The sequence below is a fragment of the Nonomuraea sp. NPDC049421 genome, assembly GCF_040677005.1.
In the GTDB taxonomy this organism is placed as follows: Bacteria; Actinomycetota; Actinomycetes; order Streptosporangiales; family Streptosporangiaceae; genus Nonomuraea; species Nonomuraea salmonea.
This window is the reverse complement of the sequence record NZ_JBFAQA010000026.1, coordinates 59,162-78,175: the sequence shown is the minus strand read 5'-3', so window position 1 is coordinate 78,175 and position 19,014 is coordinate 59,162. Positions and strand designations below refer to the sequence as shown.

Below are 19,014 nucleotides of genomic sequence, written 5' to 3'. Positions count from 1 at the left end.
TCCCTCCCGCTTCTATTCCGGCGGAGAAGACTCGCATCACGCGGCTGCTCCTGGGCAACGGCCGGCGGCTGCTCACCACCCAAGGTCTGCGCAAGACCTCCTTGGAGGACCTCGTCGCCGACACCGGAATCGCCAAGAGCACCTTCTACGTCTTCTTCGATGAGCGGGCTCTCTTGCCGAGGCCCGCTCGCCCGAGGCCCGCGAAGCGGTGACGGCCCCGGCACCAGCGGCGCCCCGGACGCGCCCGACGAGACCCGGCGAGGGGGTCACGACCAGCGGATGAGGAGCACGATTCCCAGCACCACCCCCACGCACAGGCTCGCGATCACGACAACGTTTCTCACCCAGGTGGTGAAACCGGAGACCATCCGGCTCCGGTAGGTGAGGTACTTGCCGTGCGCCTCCTTAGCCGCCTGCCCGTAGCGGCCGAGGGCGAAGGCGGCGGCCACCGCGATCAGGAAGGTCGCCCACGTGTTCATCGCAGATCACCAGCTCTCGCTTGCCGGGGTGCCCGCCCGCCGAGGGCGCGGGCATGACGCATAACTCTCTGCGGCCGGCGTGAGGAGCACCGCGGTGTCCTTGGCGCGCAGCGCTGCGGCCACCCTGCCGGCGGGCGGGCGCAGCCGTACGAGGTAGGCGGGCACGGCGCGGCCGACCAGCAAGTCGTGCAGCGCGCCCTGGACCAGCAGCCGCCCCTCGCGCGGGATGCCGACGGTGTCGCACACCTCCTGCACGTCCGCCAGCGCCGGATTACCGCCGTAGCGCTTCTCCAGCCCGCGCGTCTTGACGATCATCGCGGCCGCCTGCCGAACAGCAGGTAGACGATGCCGCCAATGGACACCGACGCCACGCGGACGAGCAACCATCCCCCTTTAGGGAGGAAACGCACCTTCGAGCGGGCCAGGTCCACCAGGCAGTAGCCGACGAACAGCCCGGCGATGATGATCATCGGGATGATCGCGGCGACGGGGATCGCATCGGTGCTCATCTTCCGACTTCCTTCTCCATGGCGACCTCGCGCCGGCCAGGTGGTGAGGCGCGTCCTGTGCCGGGCGGTCCGTACGACCACAACGTGCGAGAGGCGCGCTTCCAGCCTCCCGCGGCCCGCGGCAGGGCACCCGGGAATGAGGTCCTGTCCGCGGTCCAATTGGTCCTCGGCTTCGTGGGGCTTTCGGCCCCGGGCCTGGTCACAGGCCAGGTCCGGACCTGCTGAGCTAGGCCGGGAAGAAGGCGAAAGGTTCGCCATGGCGCTGCTGCAAGAGCCGGCCGGGTGGTTCCGCCTGGCCGGAACGGGAGCGCTGAGCGACACCGCCAGCCGCGGCGTCGAGCTGCTCGACCGCAAGCTGTGCATCCTGCACCAGGAACAGCAGGCCTGCGGCTGGTGTCCAGCGAGATCACAACCACGACCATCAAAATCAGGGCGCCACGGGAACACTGGCTGCCGGTCCTGACCGAAGCGCTCACCCAGCTCGACCTCCCCCTCGATGAGACCGAACGCGCGTCAGCGGTGCAGGCCCGCCGCGCCGGGCACTGACTCCGGGCTCATGCCGATACCGCCCACACTGACCGGCGTCGCCCTACGGCACGTCCGGCTCCGTCCCGCGGGAGCATGCAACCGTAAGGTCCGCGCGGGGCCAGGACACACGCAACCGTCCGGGCTCCGTGCGTGTCGCCTTTCTTGTTCTAGAGTGCGTCACCAGGCTCCCAAGTCCTGTTATTGTCCAGCTCAGCGCCTGCTTCGCGTCGTGTAAACAGAAGGTGTGGCATATGGGAGACATCCACATGTGCGGGCGCGGCAAGCGGTGCGGAATCGTGCGCTGGCGGCCATCCCGCTGGGCATGATCGCGGTGATCATGGCCGCGGACCTGCTGTCCCCGAGCCACTTCCACTTCGGCGCCCTGCTGGTGGCGGCGCCTGCGATCACGGCGTCGTTCGACGGAGCGTGGTTCACCGGCGTGATCGCGCTGCTCGCGATCGCGGGTGAGACGTTGATCGGCCTCCGCAACGGTTCGCTGGGGACCGACGGCATGAGGGCGGAGCTGGTCGCCATGGTCGTGGTCTCCGTGTTCGTGGTGCTGTTCTGCCTGGTCAGGGACCGGGAGCGACGGGTTCTGGCGCAGGTGCGCTCGGTGGCGGAGGCCGCGCAGATGGCCCTGCTGCGGCCGCTGCCCGAGGTGCTCGGCCCGCTCCGGATCGCCGGCGTCTATCTGGCCGCCGCGGCCGAGGCCCGCATCGGCGGCGATCTGTACGGCGCCGTACGCACCGAGCGCGCCACCCGCCTCATCGTCGGCGATGCACGCGGCAAGGGCCTGCCCGCCATCGCCGACGCCGCCGCACTCGTGGGCGCGTTCCGCGAGGCCGCTCGCCGGGGCCTGCCTCTGGCCGAACTCGTCGCGGATCTGGAGGACAGCGCCGAGTTTCACCCGTACCAGTTTCCCGAGGAGAGCCAGGAGGGCGAGGAGAGCTTCGTCACCGCGGTCGCGCTGGACGTCGCCGACGACGAGCCCGTGCTCAGCATGGCGAGCTGCGGTCACCCGCCGCCGCTGCTCATCCATGCTGGCCGCGTCTCCTCGCTGGCGTGCGAGCCTCCCTCCCCTCCCCTCGGTCTCGGACAGCTCTGCGACCAGGAGCCCTCCGTCTGTTCGTTCCGATTCGACGCGGGTGATCTCCTGCTGCTCTACACCGACGGGGTCAGCGAGGCCCGCGACGCGGCGGGCGTCTTCTATCCGCTGGCCGAGCGGATGGCCTCCTGGACGCAGGAGACCCCGCAACGGCTGCTGAAGCGGCTCTGCGACGATCTCCTCACGTACACGGGCGGGCAGCTCCATGACGACGCCGCCCTCATCGCGATCCGCCGCCTGCCCCTCCCGGCCGCGGACGAACGGGAGCGATGCCTCGGACTGGCCGACGAGGCCGTACGTCAGTAGGGCTCGCCATCACGGCGTGCTGCCCGGTTAGCGAAGCAGGGCCACCGGACACCGCGCACGGCGGAGGATGCCGCTGCTCGATCTCCTCACCCGCTCGACCTTCCGCTTTCAACATCGAGCAGAGCCGCGGAGGAGCACCGCGGGGAGGCCCAGGAGGTCAGGCGTTTGGCCCTTATCCAAGCGGTGCGCGCGGATCGCTCGCGCGCCGGATACGAATGCGCAGCAAGGCGTTGAGCGCCATGTCATGGTCGTCGCCTTACCATTCCCCTGCACGTCCCGGGTAGGAACCCGTCCCGGGGGTGAGGCCGGATGCGTGCGCTGACGTTTGCGCCAGGCCAGAAGGGGGCGCTGGTGGTGCGGGAGGTGCCCGATCCCGAGCCGGGCGCGGGTGAGCTGCTCGTCCAAGGGCTGGCCCTGGGCATCTGTGGGACGGACAGGGAGCTGGTCGCCGCCGCGTACGGCTGGCCGCCACCGGGCAAGGAGCGGATGGTCGTCGGGCACGAGTCGCTCGGCCGGGTGCTGGAGACGCCGGCGGGGTCCGCGTTCTCGCCGGGTGACCTGGTGGCGGGTGTCGTACGTCGCCCGGATCCGGTGCCGTGCGGCGCGTGCCGGCACGGCGAGTTCGACATGTGCCGAAACGGGCGCTACGCAGAGCGGGGCATCAAAGAGTTCGACGGGTACGGAAGCGAGCGTCGGACGGTCGAGGCGGGGTACGCCGTGCGCCTGGATCCGTCGCTGGAAAGTGTCGGCATGCTGACCGAGCCCATGTCCGTGGTCGCCAAGGCGTGGGAGCAGATCGACAGAATCGGTGCACGGGCCTGGTTCGAGCCGCACATGGTGCTGGTGACGGGGGCAGGGCCGATCGGGTTGCTGGCCGCGCTCATGGGACGGCAGCGGGGACTGGACCTGCACGTTCTCGACATGGCTCCTGAGGGAGGGCTCAAGTCGAGTCTGGTCTCAGACCTGGGCGGCACCTATCACTCGGGCACGTCCCTGAAGGACTTCCGCCGGCACAAGCCCGATGTCATCATCGAGTGCACCGGTGCGGGGACGCTCGTCATCGAAGCCATGACGATGAATGCGGCGGCGGGCATCGTGTGCTTGTGCGGGCTCTCGCCCGGGGGGCGCGAGCATCGGGTGGACCCCGAAGTGATCAACCGGCAGATCGTGCTGGAGAACGACGTGGTCTTTGGCACGGTGAACGCGAACCTGCGCCACTTCAGGGTCGCGGCGACCGCCTTGGCCGAGGCCGACCGGGGGTGGCTCGAACGGCTGATCACCCGGCGGGTGCCGCTGGAGTCCGCGCTGGAGGCTCTCGAGCCCGGGGACGACGTCAAGGTCGTCATCGACCTCACCACCTAGCGGAACCGTTCATGTCGGCTACTGAGGGTGACTCTGTGGGTATGCCCCGTCGAGGGGAACTTTCATGATCACTGACCAAGCCCGTCAAGAGCGCCTTGGACGTGTCGCGTTCATCGCGGCGGCCGCGGCCGTCGGCGGTTTTCTCTTCGGGTATGACAGTGCCGTCGTCAACGGCGCGGTCGTGGGTATCCAGAACCGCTTCCGGGTGGGACCTGTCGAGACCGGGGTCGTGGTGGCGATCGCGCTGCTGGGGTCGGCCGTGGGCGCCTGCACGGGCGGAAGGCTGGCCGACCAGTTGGGGCGTACGAGGTCCATGCAGTTGGCGGCGCTGCTGTTCGCCGTCAGCTCGATCGGGCAGATGCTGCCGTTCGCACTGTGGGATCTCGGTTTCTGGCGAGTGGTGGCGGGTTTCGCGATCGGCATGGCGTCGATGCTTGCGCCCGCGTACATCGCCGAGGTGGCACCGCCCGCCTACCGTGGTCGGCTGGGCTCGTTCCAGCAGTTGGCCATCGTGCTGGGCATCGCCGTCTCACAGCTCGTCAACTATGTGATCGCCGGCATCGCCGGCGGCAACGTCAGCAACCATCTGGGGCCGCTACAGGCCTGGCAGTGGATGCTGGGCGCCTGCGCGATCCCTGCCGTGGTGTATCTGCTGCTCGCGCTGAAACTCCCCGAATCGCCCCGCTATCTGATCATGTCGGGCCGCACTCAGCAGGTGCGCGAGGTGCTGACTCAGATCGAGGGTGAGGACGTGGACCTTGACCAGCGCATCGCAGAGATCCAGCACGTGGTGCGTGTCGAACGCATGCCGGGGGTGAAGGACCTGCGCGGCCCGGCGCTCGGGCTGCTACCGATCGTCTGGATCGGGATCATCCTGTCGGCCTTCCAGCAGCTGGTCGGCATCAACGTGATCTTCTACTACTCGACCGTACTGTGGCAGTCCGTCGGCATCAACCAGAGCGACTCCCTGCTGATCAGCTTCTCCAGCTCGATCATCAACATCGTCGGCACACTGATCGCGATGGCGCTGGTCGACAAGATCGGCCGCAAGCCACTGCTCCTGATCGGCTCTCTGGGGATGGCGATCGCGCTGGCCACCACGGCATGGGCGTTCAGCGCGGCCAAGGGGACCGGCGACAAGATCACGTTGCCGGATCCGCAGGGGCTGATCGCGCTCGTCGCCGCCAACGTGTTCGTACTGTTCTTCGCACTGTCGTGGGGGGTGGTGGTCTGGGTGCTGCTGGGCGAGATGTTCCCCAACCGTATCCGCGCCGCGGCCCTGGGCGTCGCCGCTGGGGCACAGTGGATCGCCAACTGGTTGATCTCGGTCTCGTTCCCGGCACTCGCGGAGTGGAACCTTCCGCTCACCTACGCCGGCTACGCCGTCATGGCGCTGTTGTCCTTCATCTTCGTCGCCAGATGGATCAGGGAGACCAAGGGCCGCAGTCTGGAGGAAATGGGTTAACCCGGTCGCTACAGCGGTGGCGCCCCGCAGGGGACCGGACAGCACGAGGCGGGCAGGTGAGTCAGTGTCGCGGACGTGACGTGAGCCGGGCCGCTTGTTCACGGGCGCGTGGAGAAATGGCCGCGCGATGTGGCCCGTCGTCGGGATCGACCTCGTAGCGCAGCTGGACGCAGTCGTCGAGCAGCGCGCCGTACAACGTCCAAAGGGGTGAAAGCGGATCGATCTTCGCGATCTGCATGCGGGCAGCGCGTTCGAGGCGCTCACCTTCCGCCACGAAGCCGCGCAGGCGAACCAGGTCCGCCCCGCCGCCAGGGGCGACCAGCAGGTGCTCGAAACACGCATAGGCCTTGCCGATCGTGTCCAGCAGGTCGGCGAAGGCCTGGGGGAAACTGCCGGTCTCACGCTGTCCTGGAAGGCCGCGGACCCCGGCAGCCAGGTCCGCGAGGGCACGGGCGACGCCGCGCATCTGATGGCAGGCGTGCTCCAGGCACAGGACGGCCTGCATGATGCGGCGCAGGCGCTGGCGGGTTCGCTCCCGGCGCACGGTGAGACGCAGGGACTCAATGGCTCGTTCGGCGCTCTCGTGGGCCGATCGCAGCCTGGTGGACATGCGTCTGGCGCGGGCCAGCCATTTCTGCGCCTGGTGTGCGGTCCAGGGTTGCCTGACGCCTTCCGCCAGATCGGAGCAAAGGTCTGCGAGATCATCGGCCAGGTCGGCCATGTCCTTGGCGGCCCTGCCCACGTGACGGGGCGGGATCATCAGCATGAGCGTGGCTCCGACGAGGGCGCCGACGACGATGTCGAGCAGCCGTGCCATGCCGTACTCGCGGCCCAGGGCGAACACCAGGAGGGCGGTGATGGGAGCCTGCGTGTTCTGCCAAGGTATGCCGACTGTTCTGCTGGCCACCAGCGCGACCGCGACGAGGACGGCCATGGTGGTGGCGTCGGTGCCGAACACCTGCACGAAGCCGAGTGCGGCCGCCAGTCCGACGAGCACCGCGATCGTCTGCTGGATGGCCTGGACCACGGTGCTGTAGGCGGTCACCGTCACCGACAGCAGCACGCCGGTGGGAGCGAGCACCGGCTGGGGCGAGCCGATGAGTTCGGTGGAGACCCGCCAAGCCACCAGGCAGCCGACGATGACCGTCACCGTCGGCAGCAGCAACTGCCTCTCACGCCGCACCCAGCGGCGTAGCCCACGCCGCCGCCATCGAACCGAGTCGGAGATTCGGTCGCCCCATCGGTTCAGCCATCGCCTCACGGCGGAAAGTACCATCACTGAACCCCTAGACGTGGTGCCTCGCCTGGCGGCTTCCGGGTCGTCTTCCACCTTTTATCGTGAGGCCGCCCTATCGGGTGGCGGGCGCTCCGTACCCGAACAGCACATTGCCTTCACCATGCCGCCAGGTCACCTCGATGAGGTCACGAGCCCTCATCTAGATCACGAAGTCACAGAGCGTGTCCCGCACGTGGGTACGACTTCCTCGTGCGAGACCTTCCTGAGTACTCACCGACGCTGGCGCGGCTGGGGGAACTGCCTGCGTCGGCCGAGGATCGGCCGTTCGTCTACGAGATGAAGTGGGACGGTGCACGGGCGCTCGGGTACGTGGACGGCGCCGCGCTGCGGCTGGTCTCGCGCAACGGCCTGGGAAGAGCGTTGACGGCGCGGATCGGTCAGCCGTCATCCGGAAGCGCTGGATGGACCCGGCGGCGGACGGGGTGAGCGCCGCTGCGACCATCGCGCCAGCGCCAGCGCCGCCACCAGTATGAAGGCGCTTCCCGCATAGACGGCAAGCTCCGTGAGCTGCTGGCGGCTCTCTGTCGGGCTCACCGATACCGTCAGCCGGACGACCACCGACAGAAGGTGCCGGATGATCGCGATGATGCCGACGATGATGAACGGTTCCAGCTGCAGGCGGCCGCCCGCGAGGTGGGTCTGCACCGTGACGAAGATCTCCAGGACGATCAGTACGAGGAGTAGCTCTTCCAGGATGACAATGATCTTCTCCGCACCGGATGCCCCTCCTTGGACGATCGTGAGGGTCAGCAGGACGAGAATGCCGACGCCCAAAGCCAGCAGCGCAAGTGATACCAGGTAGAGGATCCCGTGCTCGGCAGAGACCATGATGGCCAGCAGCCTGCTGTTACCCGGCGTGTGGGCGACCTCGTGTGCCACGGCTTCGGCCGCAGACGGAGGTCCGGGCGCACCTGATCTGTCCGTTGGGTTGTTCATGAGCCATACCTGGGATTGATGCTGTGTGCTGCGACTGTCGTACAGGGTGGCCTCTACCCTCGGTCCGGCACGTGTGAATCTCCCGCTCCTGTGCGGCGCTGTCCATGATCTGCCCAGCTCGGGTCCTGCGCCCGCAGCTGATCGCAGCCCGGCGTCATGGTGACCATGGGTTACTGGCCCAGGTCGGTGACGAGGTTGATGGCCACGGCCAGGATGCCGGTGTTGAAGAAGTAGGACAGCAAAGCGTGCCCGAGGACCACCTTACGAATGTGTGTGCTGACCACGCGGTCGTCGGTGAGGCCGAAAGTCACGCCGATCGTGAAGGCGAGGTAGGCGAAGTCGCTGTACGCCGGCGGATCGTCCTGCGCGAAGTCGATGCCGCCGTCCTCGTCCACGTAGTAGAGCCGGGCGTACTTGAACGCGAACACCGTGTTCACCAGGCCCCACGACACAACGACCGTCACCACGCTCAGGATGACCAAGACCGTCGCCAGCGGGTTGTGACTGGCAGTGCGGACCAACGCGAGTGCGACCGCTCCCAGGCTGGCCACCGCGCCGATCAGCACGCCGGTGTCGGTGGAGCGAGCGTCGCCCTCCTCCTTGGCCAGCCGTTTGGTCTCCTGGTGATCCTTGGACCAGGTGATCAGCCACACCCAGACCAGGCCCACCGTCGCGGCCGCACCCCAGCCGAGCAGCGGCGACAACTCCGGGGCGCCCACGCGCCAGGCACCAGCCGCTGTCACGAGCCCGACTCCCAGGGATGTCAGCACGCGACGCACCGACATGACGCGCCTCCCCGCGTTTCCCCTGGACGCAAGCCTCATCGCTCCAGCATCCCAACGCGCCTCCGCAGCCGTAGTACCCCGGCCGGTGTGTCGCCGATCGGTCTTCAGGGCCGCTCAGGGCAGGATCGAGGTCAAATCCTTCGGCATGGCGGACTTCACGTCCTCCCACTCGCCATCGCTGATGTGCCTTCTGAGCGCTTGCAGAACCTTCTGGACCAGGTCTTCCTCGCTCTCCTGGAGCTCGAAGGCCAGCTCATCTGAGACGCGGTCGAGGAACTCCTTGCGATGGGCCTTGACCGGCACGGTGCTCGGCCGCCAGCCGTCGTAGTAGATTCCGCGGATCAGCAACGGCAGCTGAGCGGCGAACTGGGCGCTCTCCTCCACGGTCAGCCGGTCCCGTAGCGCATGCAGCACGGCGCGCAAGGCGGCGTAGGACTGGTTGCGGCGCTCAGGCGTCCAGCCGTGCGCCTCCTCGATCTCCCGCAGCACGCGGTTCGTCTTGTCCACCGTACGGTTGAACGGCGCATAACCGGTTTCCGCCATCGCCTTGACTCCTTCCACACCTGTGCGGGGCTCCCGTCAAGTCTCGGCACACCGGGCATGGGGCCACATCCCCCAGCCGGGTAGTTGTCGCGTCAGGAACGAAAGATCTCAATGGGCATGGGATTTCCCGTCTTCTGTCGTGGCAGGCGTTCCGTGGGAGGGAATCATGCGGGGACGCGATCCTGAATGGTGTCACGTCGAGGGCCTGCTGCAGAAGTTGCGGCAAGGTGGAGGCGGGACACTGCTGGTGGACGGAGAGCCGGGGTCGGGCAAGAGCCGGCTGCTCGCCGAGGCCGTCGCTGAAGCCTCCGAACGCGGGATCGGGGTCCTGCACGCCAGGGTGGAGGAGCTGGGCGAGCTCGCCCCGTGCAGCATGTTGCTGGAGGCACTCGGCCTGCGGTCCGAGCCGGAAGGCGTCGACGCCTCCACCCGCTTCGGCCCGCAGGTCCTGGAGCGGTTGCGCGTGGGCCTCGAGCGACTCACCACGGGGCCCGTGCTGGCCGCCCTCGACGACCTGCAACGCGCGGACCCGGCGACGCTGCGGATCCTGCACACCCTGCACGGCCTGCTGGCCGACAGGCCCATCAGCTGGCTGATGACCCGCTCGACCGCGCCGAACGCGTGCCAGGCCGTGTCACTGTTCGACATCCTGGAGCGGGAAGGGGCCGACAGGATGACGCTCGCGCCGCTGTCCCCGGCCGCGGTCGCGGCGCTGACCGAGGAGGCCCTCGGGAGGTCGTCCGACCCGGCGACACAGGCACTGGCGGCGACCGCCGGTGGCAATCCGCTGCTGCTCACGGAGCTGTTCGCGGGGCTGCGCGAGGAAGGGCTGCTGCGGGAGGCGGCGCGTGCCCGCACGCCCAGCCGGCTGCGAATCGTGGTGCGGGGCTGGATCGACACCCTGAGCACGAAGGCCAGGAGCCTGGTGGAGACGATCGCCGTGCTCGGCCGCTCATTGTCCTTGGAGCACGCCGCGTCGCTGCTCGACACCACGCCGGCCGCGCTGCTCCCAGCCACGGAGGAGGCCACGGCCGCCGGCATCCTGATCGTGACCGAGCACGGCCTGGCCTTCCGTCACGAACTCGTCGCGGACCTCGTCGCCACGGGCATCCCATCGTCGGTACGGCAGACGCTGCTCGACCAGTCCGGCGTTCTCATGAGCTCCGAGAAAGTGGCGCCGGCTCGCCTGCTCACCGGCCCGGGCTCCACCGCCATAGACGCGGCGATCGCCAGTGGACGGCTCCACGAGGCCGAGGAGATGGTACGCAGCCGCCTCGCCGAGCACGGCTCCCTGTACGGCTCAGCCGAACTGCGCTGCCTGCTGGCCGACACGATGTACTTGACGGGCCGGCGCGACGAGGCGATCCACGAGGCCGAGACGGTACTGTCGGTCCCGGGTCTGCCCGGACACGTACGCGAGCGGGCGACCCAGGTGCAGCTGTACGCCACCGCGCGCCTGACGGACGACGGCACCGCGCGGGCGTACGCCCAGGAGATCATCGACGGCAAGGACCGCTATGGCCCCGGGGCCAGGAGTGCCGCGCTGGTCGCCCTGGCCATCGCGGAGCGGCGCGAGGGCAGGCTGTCCGGTGCGCTGGCCCTGTCGGAGAGCGCCTGCCGGCCCGCCGGTGCCGGCTCTCCGAAGGAACGCCGCTACGAGGCCTGCCTGATCGCAGCCGGTGTGCTCGTCGACGTCCACCGGTTGGACGAGGGACGGGCGATGCTCCGCCAGGCGCGCAAGGACATGTTCGGCGAGGGTCATCTGGCCTGGGCCGCCGATGCCTCGGCGCTCGAGGCCCGCCTGGAGCTGCTCGCGGGCCGTTTCGACGACGCGGTCACCGAGGCGAGGCGGGCCTTGGACCTGGCCGGCGCGCTCAACACGCCGCTGTCGGTCGCAGCAGCCTGTGCGGTTCTCGCCGCCGTCGCGCTGCGGCGCAGCGACCTGCAGGGAGCGGCGCATCATCTTGGGGTCAAGCCCGAGGGAGCGGCCGAGGCACGCTTGCGGCACGCCCTGCTGGCCGCGCAGGTCGCGGAGGCCCGTGACGGGCCGGGCAGCGCGATGAGCCTGCTCGCCGAGCTGGCCTGCCCGCTGCTGCTCACTCTGGAGCCCGGGGCCGGCCCCTGGATGGTCCGGGTCGCCCTGGGCACGGACGACCGGGCGGCGGCCGAGTCCGTGGTGGTCGCAGCAGAGGCGCTCGGCGAGGCCAATCATGAGTTCCCAGCGTTGGGCGCTGCCGCGGCACATGCCCGGGGCCTGCTCGACGGGGATCGCGAAGCGCTCACACTGGCCGCCGGACGGGCCGAGGACGCATGGGCGCGCGCCTCCGCCGAGGAGGACCTCGGCAAGCTGCTCGCCGCCGCACAAGTCGTGGAGGCCACAGAGAGCCTGCAGCGCGCCCTGGGCACGTACGACGCGCTCGGCTCGGCGAGGGACGCCGCGCGCATCCGCCGGAGGCTGCGCGGCATGGGGGTACGCCACCGGCACTGGAGCTACGCCGAACGGCCGGTCTCCGGCTGGGACAGCCTGACCGAGACCGAGCACGCTGTCACCTTGCTCGCGGCGGACGGCTGGACCAACCCGCAGATCGCCGAACAGATGTTCATCAGCGTCCACACGGTCGCGTTCCACCTCAGGCAGGTCTTCCGCAAGTTGAGCATCAGATCCCGGGTCGAGCTCGCGCGGCTCGCGGCGGAGCAGACACGGGACGGCTTCGACCCGCCGTCAGGCGGCAGGCGCGCTTGAGCCGCGTCAGCACGACGAGGACTACCCATCTGGGGGATGTGGCCGCGAAACGCGTGCGGAAGGCTCGAAAGCGAGGAGGAGCGGAGAACCATCGCCGTGCCCAAGGCGCAGGCTCAGTGTGGGGGGAAGGAGGAGCCGTGTCGGTCGCGCCGTCAGGGCCCATCATGGCCCAACGCGAACTGATTGGAAGTTACGGCAGCTACGAGGAGGCGCAGAAGGTCGTCGACCACCTGTCCGATCACGGGTTCCCTGTGAGCGGAACACTGATCGTCGGCACCGGCCTGCACTCGCTGGAACGGGTGCTCGCGCGCATGACCCACCTACGGGCGGCCGGCTGGGGCGCGGCGGGCGGAGCATGGTTCGGAGTCCTGATCGGCCTGTTCCTGGCGATCTTCTCCACCACGGCCGCAGCCGGATTGCCCCTGGTGCTGTGGGGGCTGCTGTGGGGTGCGGTGGCTGGAGCGGTCTTCGGCCTGATCTCGCATGCGATGTTGCGCGGTCAGCGGGACTTCATCTCCGAGAGCGCCCTCGTCGCCGACAGGTACGACGTCCTCGTCGAGTCAGAGCATGCGGCCCGGGCCCATGAACTGCTCCGAGGAATGACCGGATAGAGCCCGAAAGGGAGTGCGAGGGGGAAGCGAGACATGGCGAAGGCAGTCGGCATCGATCTCGGTACCACCAACTCGGTGATCGCCGCCACAGAGGACGGACACCCCACGGTGATACCCAACGCTGAAGGCTCCCGGACGACGCCGTCCGTGGTGGCGTTCACCGATCAGGGCGAACGGCTGGTCGGCCAGCTGGCCCGCCGCCAGGCCATACTCAACCCGAAGGGAACGATCTATTCCGCCAAACGCTTCATCGGCCGCCGCTACGACGAGATCCAGAGCGAGCAGCACGCCGTCTCCTTCGACGTCGTGGAGGGGCCCGAGGGAGCCGTGCGCTTCCAGGTCGGGGACAAGCAGTACGCGCCGGAGGAGGTCTCGGCCCTCGTCCTGCGCAAACTCGTCGCGGATGCGGCGAAGTACCTGGGTGAGAAGGTGACTGAGGCGGTCATCACCGTGCCGGCGTACTTCAACGACGCTCAACGCCAGGCGACCAAGGACGCGGGACGCATCGCGGGGCTCGAGGTCCTGCGGATCATCAACGAACCGACGGCGGCGGCGCTCGCGTACGGGCTGGACAAGAAGTCCAACGAGACCGTGCTGGTCTTCGACCTGGGCGGCGGCACCTTCGACGTGAGCATCCTGGACATCGGTGAAGGCGTGGTCGAGGTCCGCGCCACCTCCGGAGACGGGCATCTCGGCGGCGACGACTTCGACCGCCGGATCGTCGACCACCTGGCCGACGAGTTCCAGCGGGACCAGGGCATCGACCTGCGCAACGACCCACAGGCTCTGCAGCGCCTGTTCGAGGCGGCGGAGAAGGCCAAGGCCGAGCTCTCCGAGGTCACCCAGACCACGATCAGCCTGCCGTTCGTCACGGCGGACGCCTCGGGGCCGAAGCACCTCAACACCACTCTCATGCGCTCCACGTTCGAGCAGATCACGGCTGACCTTGTCGAGCGCTGCATCACTCCCGTCAAGCAGGCGATGGAGGACGCCAAGCTCAGGCCCGCCGACATCGACGAGGTGATTCTCGTCGGCGGGTCGACCCGGATGCCCGCCGTACAGAACCTCGTGCGTCGGCTGACCGACGGCAAGGACCCCAACATGACGGTGAACCCGGACGAGGTCGTCGCCATCGGCGCGGCGGTCCAGGCCGGGATCATCAAGGGTGAGGTGCAGGACGTCGTTCTGCTCGACGTGACGCCTTTGTCACTGGGCGTGGAGACGCTCGGCGGCCTGATGACCAAGGTCATCGAGCGCAACACGACGATCCCGGCGCGCCGTACCGAGGTCTTCAGCACGGCCGAGGACAACCAGAACGCCGTCGACATCGTCATCCTGCAAGGCGAGCGGGAGCGCGCCGCCGACAACCGGGTGCTCGGGCGCTTCCGGCTGGAGAACATCCGGCCTGCGCCGCGGGGGGTGCCGCAGATCGAGGTCACCTTCGACATCGATGCCAACGGCATTCTCAACGTCTCCGCCCGGGACAAGGACACCGGTGCCGAGCAGCGGATCACCATCAGCGAGAGCTCCAACTTGGACAAGTCGGAGATCGAGCGGATGGTCGCCGACGCCGAGCAGCATCGTGCGGAGGACGCCAGGCTCCGGGAGGCCATCGACGCGCGTAACGAGCTGGACTCGGTCGCCTACCAGGTGGAACGCCGGGTGGAGGAGCTCGGCGACGGCGTGCCCGTGCACGAGAAGGCCCGGGCGGAGCAACTCGTCCAGGAGGCCAGGCAGGCGATCAAGGAAGAGGCGCCGGCGGACCGGCTGCGCTCGCTCAGCGGGGAGTTGCAGCAGGTCTATCACGGACTCGGGGCCACCGCGGGCGGAGGGGCGAGCGTACCGCCCCAGAGCAGGACGGAAAGCGCCCCCGGCGGCAGCGACGAGGACGTGATCGACGCCGAATTCACGACCTCGGAGCCCGAGTGACATGAACGAGCACGGATCCGAGGCCCAGGACCAGGCCGAGACGGCCATAACGTCAAGTGAACAAGCTCCTGTGGAGACCGCCGCGCCCGCGGAGACCGACGCGAAGCTGGCGGAACTGGAGGACCGGTGGCTACGCGCGGTCGCGGAGCTGGACAACCTGCGCAAGCGCATCGCCCGCGACGCCGAGCGGATCAGGGCTGAAGAGCGGTCCAAGGTGGCAGCAGAGTGGCTGTCCGTTCTGGACAACCTGGAGCTCGCGCTCAGCCACGCGGTCCATGGCAACGGTGGCGCGGACGCCGTCCTCGAAGGGGTACGAGCGGTACGAGACCAGGCAGTCACCCTGCTCAACAAGCTCGGCTACCCCCGCCACGACGAGACCGGTGTGCCCTTCGACCCCGCCCGCCACGAGGCGGTGACAACAGTCGAACGGGACGACGTCGATCCGGGCACCGTGGTGGAGGTGCTCAGGCCCGGGTACGGCGACGGTGAGCGGCAGCTCAGGCCGGCGATCGTGGCCGTCGCGAAGAAGGTGGAGTGATGGCCGAACGCCGGGACTTCTACGAGGTGCTCGGCGTCGACCGGAACGCCGACGCCGACGAGATTCAGCGGGCCTACCGCAAGCTCGTGCGCACCCACCACCCTGATGTCAACAAGGATCCCGGCGCCGAGGACAGGTTCAAGGAGATCTCGGAAGCCTACAGCGTGCTCTCCGACCCCGAGACGCGTCGCCGCTACGACGCTTTCGGGCACGATTTCCGTCAGGTGCCGCCCGACGTCGATCCGGCGGACTGGGCCCGCGCACGCAGCCGCGCGGGCGCGGGCGCGGGGGCCGGTGCAGGGGCCGGAAGCGGCCCGTGGCGCTCGACCGGCGCCGAGGGCTTCGGCTTCGGCACGGAAGAAGGCATCGATCTGGAGGACCTGCTCGGTGGCATGTTCGGTGGCCGGGGCAGACGGCAGTGGGGGCCGATGCCCGGCGCCGACCAGGAGGCGGAGCTGACGCTGACCGTGGAGGAGGCGTATCGCGGCGGACGCCGCAGCATCACCCTGCCTGGAGGCAGGCGAGTGGATGTCACCATCCCGCCCGGTGTGACGAGCGGGCAGCGGATCAGGCTCGCCGGCCAGGGCGGGCACGGCAGTGGTGGAGCCAGGGCAGGTGACCTTTACCTGATCGTGCGGATCGCCGGCCATCCCCGCTACCGCGTGGAGGGCCGCGACATCTACGCGCCGCTGCCCCTGGCTCCCTGGGAGGCGGCGCTCGGCGCCATGGTCGCGATCGACACGCCGGGCGGCGAGGCGAAGGTGAAGGTGCCGCCGGGCACGTCCACGGGTCGCCGTCTTCGTCTGAAAGGCCGCGGCATGCCCGGCCCGGGCGGGGCCGCGGGCGACTTCTACGCCGAGTCACGGATCATGGTGCCACCCAGGCTCACCGACGAGGAGCGGCGCCTGTTCGAGCAGCTCGCCGCCGTCTCGCACTTCGACCCCAGGAGGCGCTCATGAGCTACGCGCTCGTTCGCCCGGTCCGGCTCGACCTGGATGCCTACGCGCGGGTCACGGGCCTGCACCCGCAGGTCGTGCGCCGGCTGGTGGCGCTCGGCCTGCTGGAGCCGGTCAGGAACGCCAGGGGGGAGCTGTGCTTCACGCCCGCCCAGGTGGCGGCGGCGGGCCGCATCCAGCGGTTGCACGAAGGACTGTCCATCAACTACGCCGCGATCGGCGTGGTGATCGACCTCCTCGACCGGATCGGGGAGCTGGAGGCCGCCCTGCGCGACCGTCCCACGACCACGCTAGGGGGCTGAAGTGGACCCGAACAGGATGACGCAGAAGTCGCAGGAAGCCCTGCACGACGCCCAAACCAAGGCCTTGCGCTTCGGGCACACCGAGGTCGACGGCGAGCACCTCCTGCTCGCCCTGCTCGACCAGCCGGAAGGGCTGGCGCCCAGGCTGCTGGAGCAGGCCGGCGCCGATCCGAGCCGCCTGGAGGCCGATGTGGAGGACGAGCTGTCGCGACGGCCCAGGGTCAGCGGCCCGGGCGCCGCCCCTGGCCAGGTGTTCGTCACCCAGCGCCTGTCGCGGCTATTCGACGCCGCCGACCGGGAGGCACGCCGGCTCAAGGACGAGTACGTCTCCGTCGAGCACCTGCTGCTGGCCCTCATCGAGGAGGGATCCGCGACCGCGTCCGGACGTGCCATGCACGGCCAGGGCCTGAGCAGGGATCGGTTCCTGGAGGCGCTCACCGCCGTGCGGGGCAATCAGCGCGTCACCTCGGCCATGCCGGAGGTGGCCTACGAGGCGCTGGAGAAGTATGGGCGCGACCTGGTCGCCGACGCTCGGGCGGACAAGCTCGATCCGGTGATCGGCCGTGACGGCGAGATCCGGCGGGTGATCCAGATCCTCTCCCGCAAGACCAAGAACAACCCGGTGCTGATCGGTGATCCCGGCGTCGGCAAGACGGCCGTCGTCGAGGGCCTGGCGCAGCGCATCGTCCGCGGCGACGTCCCGGAGGGACTGCGCGACAAGACCATCTTCAGCCTGGACATGGGCGCGCTCGTGGCCGGCGCCAAGTACCGCGGGGAGTTCGAGGAGCGCCTCAAGGCCGTACTGAACGAGGTCAAGGCGGGCGAGGGACAGATCCTGCTGTTCGTGGACGAGCTGCACACGGTGGTCGGAGCCGGGGCGACCGAAGGCGCCATGGACGCCGGCAACATGCTCAAGCCGATGCTGGCGCGCGGCGAGCTGCACATGATCGGCGCGACCACGGTGGACGAGTACCGCAAGCACATCGAGAAGGACGCCGCCCTGGAGCGCAGGTTCCAGCCGGTGCTGATCGACGAACCCTCGATGGAGGACGCCATCTCGATCCTGCGCGGCCTGCGGGAACGCCTGGAGGTCTTCCACGGCGTGAAGATCCAGGACAGCGCGCTCGTCGCCGCCGTGACGCTGAGCCACCGCTACATCGCCGACCGGTTCCTGCCGGACAAGGCGATCGACCTGGTGGACGAGGCGTGCGCGATGATCCGGACGGAGATCGACTCCATGCCGGCCGAGCTGGACGCCCTGACGAGGCGGGTACGGCGGCTGGAGATCGAGGAGGCCGCGCTGGACAAGGAGGAGGACCCGGCCAGCCGGGAGCGTCTCGCCGAATTGCGCGAGGAACTGGCGGCCGCGCGTGCCGAAGGCGACGCGATGCGGGCACAGTGGGAGGCGGAGCGCTCGGCCCTGCGCAAGGTCCAGAGCCTGCGACAGGAGATCGAGGCCGTGCGGCGCGAGGCCGAGCAGGCCGAACGCGACTACGACCTCAACCGCGCCGCCGAACTGCGACACGGCAGGCTGCCCGAGCTGGAGCGCCGCCTGCATGCGGAGGAGGAACGGCTGGGCACCCGGCAGAACGGCCACCGGCTGCTGCGCGAGGTGGTGACCGAGAGGGAGATCGCGGACATCGTCTCCCGCTGGACCGGCATCCCCGTGTCCCGGCTGCAGGAGGCCGAACGGGACAAGCTGCTCAAGCTTGACCAGATCCTGCACGAGCGCGTCGTCGGTCAGGAGGAAGCCGTGCGGCTGGTGGCCGACGCCATCATCCGCGCCCGCTCAGGCATCAAGGACCCCAAACGTCCCATCGGGTCGTTCCTCTTCCTCGGGCCGACCGGTGTCGGCAAGACCGAGCTGGCCAGGTCCCTCGCGGAGGCCCTGTTCGACACCGAGGACAACATGGTCCGCATCGACATGAGCGAGTACCAGGAACGCCACACGGTCAGCCGCCTCGTCGGCGCCCCTCCCGGCTATGTCGGCTACGAGGAGGGTGGACAGCTCACGGAGGCGGTGCGGCGCAAGCCGTACTCGGTGGTGCTCTTCGACGAGATCGAGAAGGCCCACGCGGACGTCTTCAACACGCTGCTGCAGGTCCTGGACGACGGCCGGTTGACGGACGCGCAGGGCCGCACCGTCGACTTCCGCAACACCGTGATCATCATGACCTCGAACATCGGCTCCCAGCACCTGCTCGACGGGATCACCTCCGACGGCGAGATCAAGCCCGAGGCCCACGACGGCGTGATGGCAGAGCTGCGCCGGCACTTCCGGCCCGAGTTCCTCAACAGGATCGACGACGTCGTGCTGTTCAAGCCGCTGACCGAGGCGGAGATCGAGCGGATCGTCGAGCTGATGTTCACCGACATCAGGCAGCGGCTGGCCGACCGGCGGCTCACCCTGGAGGTCACCGAGGAGGCCCGCAAGCTCATCGCCAACCAGGGCTACGACCCGGTCTACGGCGCCCGGCCGCTGCGCCGGTTCATCGCTCGCGAGGTCGAGACCCGGATCGGCCGCGCCCTGCTCGCCGGAGACGTCCCCGACGGCGCGACCATCGTGGTCGGCGCCGACAAGGGCGAACTCAACGTCACCTTCTACGCCCCGGAGAGCTGA

The 19,014-nt window shown here is 69.1% G+C and carries 18 protein-coding genes; 11 read left to right on the top strand and 7 right to left on the bottom strand.

Features of this window, described 5'->3' with window-relative positions; all coding sequences use genetic code 11:
* Nucleotides 1-266: 266 nt before the first annotated feature.
* The 3 genes from AB0K18_RS35650 to AB0K18_RS35640 are packed head-to-tail and all read right to left on the bottom strand — an operon-like array spanning nucleotide 267 to nucleotide 988.
* Nucleotides 267-479, bottom strand: coding sequence for a hypothetical protein (locus AB0K18_RS35650; RefSeq protein WP_364923497.1), 213 nt, complete (start codon nucleotides 477-479; stop codon nucleotides 267-269).
* Between the two features lie 6 nt (nucleotides 480-485).
* Complete coding sequence (locus tag AB0K18_RS35645) at nucleotides 486-794, bottom strand: hypothetical protein (RefSeq protein ID WP_364923494.1); 309 nt, start codon at nucleotides 792-794, stop codon at nucleotides 486-488.
* Complete coding sequence (locus AB0K18_RS35640; RefSeq protein ID WP_364923491.1) at nucleotides 791-988, bottom strand: hypothetical protein; 198 nt, start codon at nucleotides 986-988, stop codon at nucleotides 791-793. Before AB0K18_RS35640 ends, AB0K18_RS35645 begins: the two co-directional genes overlap by 4 nt.
* 393 nt (nucleotides 989-1,381) lie before the next feature.
* Between AB0K18_RS35640 and AB0K18_RS35635 the strand changes: the two genes are divergently transcribed.
* The 4 genes from AB0K18_RS35635 (at nucleotide 1,382) to AB0K18_RS35620 (ending at nucleotide 5,754) form a co-directional block, all read left to right on the top strand.
* Complete coding sequence (locus AB0K18_RS35635) at nucleotides 1,382-1,534, top strand: hypothetical protein (RefSeq protein ID WP_364923488.1); 153 nt, start codon at nucleotides 1,382-1,384, stop codon at nucleotides 1,532-1,534.
* A gap of 268 nt (nucleotides 1,535-1,802) precedes the next feature.
* Nucleotides 1,803-2,927, top strand: a complete 1,125-nt coding sequence (locus AB0K18_RS35630; protein WP_364923485.1) for a PP2C family protein-serine/threonine phosphatase — start codon at nucleotides 1,803-1,805, stop codon at nucleotides 2,925-2,927.
* A 309-nt stretch (nucleotides 2,928-3,236) separates the two neighbouring features.
* Nucleotides 3,237-4,289 (top strand): glucose 1-dehydrogenase, encoded by a 1,053-nt coding sequence (locus AB0K18_RS35625; RefSeq protein WP_364923482.1) that lies wholly within the window; start codon nucleotides 3,237-3,239, stop codon nucleotides 4,287-4,289.
* Nucleotides 4,290-4,353: 64 nt separating this feature from the next.
* On the top strand, nucleotides 4,354-5,754 hold the full coding sequence (locus AB0K18_RS35620; protein WP_364923478.1) for a sugar porter family MFS transporter: 1,401 nt from the start codon (nucleotides 4,354-4,356) through the stop codon (nucleotides 5,752-5,754).
* 61 nt (nucleotides 5,755-5,815) lie between these two features.
* Here AB0K18_RS35620 and AB0K18_RS35615 read toward each other — a convergent pair whose 3' ends face one another.
* The 4 genes from AB0K18_RS35615 to AB0K18_RS35600 form a co-directional block, all read right to left on the bottom strand.
* Nucleotides 5,816-6,919: an FUSC family protein gene (locus tag AB0K18_RS35615; protein ID WP_364923475.1), complete on the bottom strand. Its 1,104-nt coding sequence runs from the start codon at nucleotides 6,917-6,919 to the stop codon at nucleotides 5,816-5,818.
* A gap of 516 nt (nucleotides 6,920-7,435) precedes the next feature.
* Nucleotides 7,436-7,987, bottom strand: coding sequence for a phosphate-starvation-inducible PsiE family protein (locus AB0K18_RS35610; protein ID WP_364923472.1), 552 nt, complete (start codon nucleotides 7,985-7,987; stop codon nucleotides 7,436-7,438).
* 170 nt (nucleotides 7,988-8,157) lie between these two features.
* A complete protein-coding gene (locus AB0K18_RS35605) occupies nucleotides 8,158-8,772 on the bottom strand; it encodes a DUF1345 domain-containing protein (RefSeq protein ID WP_364923470.1) in 615 nt (204 codons plus the stop codon).
* Between the two features lie 114 nt (nucleotides 8,773-8,886).
* Nucleotides 8,887-9,315, bottom strand: a complete 429-nt coding sequence (locus tag AB0K18_RS35600; protein WP_364923467.1) for a DUF2267 domain-containing protein — start codon at nucleotides 9,313-9,315, stop codon at nucleotides 8,887-8,889.
* 166 nt (nucleotides 9,316-9,481) lie between these two features.
* Between AB0K18_RS35600 and AB0K18_RS35595 the strand changes: the two genes are divergently transcribed.
* From AB0K18_RS35595 to clpB, 7 genes are all read left to right on the top strand, one after another.
* On the top strand, nucleotides 9,482-12,058 hold the full coding sequence (locus AB0K18_RS35595; RefSeq protein WP_364923464.1) for an AAA family ATPase: 2,577 nt from the start codon (nucleotides 9,482-9,484) through the stop codon (nucleotides 12,056-12,058).
* Between the two features lie 137 nt (nucleotides 12,059-12,195).
* Nucleotides 12,196-12,669, top strand: coding sequence for a general stress protein (locus tag AB0K18_RS35590; protein ID WP_364923461.1), 474 nt, complete (start codon nucleotides 12,196-12,198; stop codon nucleotides 12,667-12,669).
* Nucleotides 12,670-12,702: 33 nt separating this feature from the next.
* Nucleotides 12,703-14,598 (top strand): molecular chaperone DnaK, encoded by a 1,896-nt coding sequence (dnaK, locus tag AB0K18_RS35585; protein ID WP_364923458.1) that lies wholly within the window; start codon nucleotides 12,703-12,705, stop codon nucleotides 14,596-14,598.
* A gap of 1 nt (nucleotide 14,599) precedes the next feature.
* Nucleotides 14,600-15,136, top strand: coding sequence for a nucleotide exchange factor GrpE (locus AB0K18_RS35580; RefSeq protein ID WP_364923454.1), 537 nt, complete (start codon nucleotides 14,600-14,602; stop codon nucleotides 15,134-15,136).
* Nucleotides 15,136-16,095, top strand: a complete 960-nt coding sequence (locus AB0K18_RS35575) for a DnaJ C-terminal domain-containing protein (RefSeq protein WP_364923451.1) — start codon at nucleotides 15,136-15,138, stop codon at nucleotides 16,093-16,095. The genes AB0K18_RS35580 and AB0K18_RS35575 overlap by 1 nt, the downstream gene beginning before the upstream one ends.
* The gene (locus AB0K18_RS35570) at nucleotides 16,092-16,394 is read left to right on the top strand and encodes a chaperone modulator CbpM (RefSeq protein ID WP_364923448.1); all 303 of its coding nucleotides are present in this window, start codon (nucleotides 16,092-16,094) and stop codon (nucleotides 16,392-16,394) included. The genes AB0K18_RS35575 and AB0K18_RS35570 overlap by 4 nt, the downstream gene beginning before the upstream one ends.
* 1 nt (nucleotide 16,395) lies before the next feature.
* The gene (clpB, locus tag AB0K18_RS35565) at nucleotides 16,396-19,014 is read left to right on the top strand and encodes an ATP-dependent chaperone ClpB (RefSeq protein ID WP_364923445.1); all 2,619 of its coding nucleotides are present in this window, start codon (nucleotides 16,396-16,398) and stop codon (nucleotides 19,012-19,014) included.

What these genes read in the sequence shown, in the direction of transcription:
- AB0K18_RS35645 (WP_364923494.1), bottom strand. Translation starts at nt 794, where the DNA reads ATGATCGTCAAGACGCGCGGGCTGGAGAAGCGCTACGGCGGTAATCCG.
- AB0K18_RS35600 (WP_364923467.1), bottom strand. Translation starts at nt 9,315, where the DNA reads ATGGCGGAAACCGGTTATGCGCCGTTCAACCGTACGGTGGACAAGACG.
- AB0K18_RS35610 (WP_364923472.1), bottom strand. Translation starts at nt 7,987, where the DNA reads ATGAACAACCCAACGGACAGATCAGGTGCGCCCGGACCTCCGTCTGCG.
- AB0K18_RS35580 (WP_364923454.1), top strand. Translation starts at nt 14,600, where the DNA reads ATGAACGAGCACGGATCCGAGGCCCAGGACCAGGCCGAGACGGCCATA.
- dnaK (WP_364923458.1), top strand. Translation starts at nt 12,703, where the DNA reads ATGGCGAAGGCAGTCGGCATCGATCTCGGTACCACCAACTCGGTGATC.
- AB0K18_RS35605 (WP_364923470.1), bottom strand. Translation starts at nt 8,772, where the DNA reads ATGTCGGTGCGTCGCGTGCTGACATCCCTGGGAGTCGGGCTCGTGACA.
- AB0K18_RS35650 (WP_364923497.1), bottom strand. Translation starts at nt 479, where the DNA reads ATGAACACGTGGGCGACCTTCCTGATCGCGGTGGCCGCCGCCTTCGCC.
- AB0K18_RS35640 (WP_364923491.1), bottom strand. Translation starts at nt 988, where the DNA reads ATGAGCACCGATGCGATCCCCGTCGCCGCGATCATCCCGATGATCATC.
- AB0K18_RS35570 (WP_364923448.1), top strand. Translation starts at nt 16,092, where the DNA reads ATGAGCTACGCGCTCGTTCGCCCGGTCCGGCTCGACCTGGATGCCTAC.
- AB0K18_RS35620 (WP_364923478.1), top strand. Translation starts at nt 4,354, where the DNA reads ATGATCACTGACCAAGCCCGTCAAGAGCGCCTTGGACGTGTCGCGTTC.
- AB0K18_RS35595 (WP_364923464.1), top strand. Translation starts at nt 9,482, where the DNA reads ATGCGGGGACGCGATCCTGAATGGTGTCACGTCGAGGGCCTGCTGCAG.
- AB0K18_RS35575 (WP_364923451.1), top strand. Translation starts at nt 15,136, where the DNA reads ATGGCCGAACGCCGGGACTTCTACGAGGTGCTCGGCGTCGACCGGAAC.
- AB0K18_RS35625 (WP_364923482.1), top strand. Translation starts at nt 3,237, where the DNA reads ATGCGTGCGCTGACGTTTGCGCCAGGCCAGAAGGGGGCGCTGGTGGTG.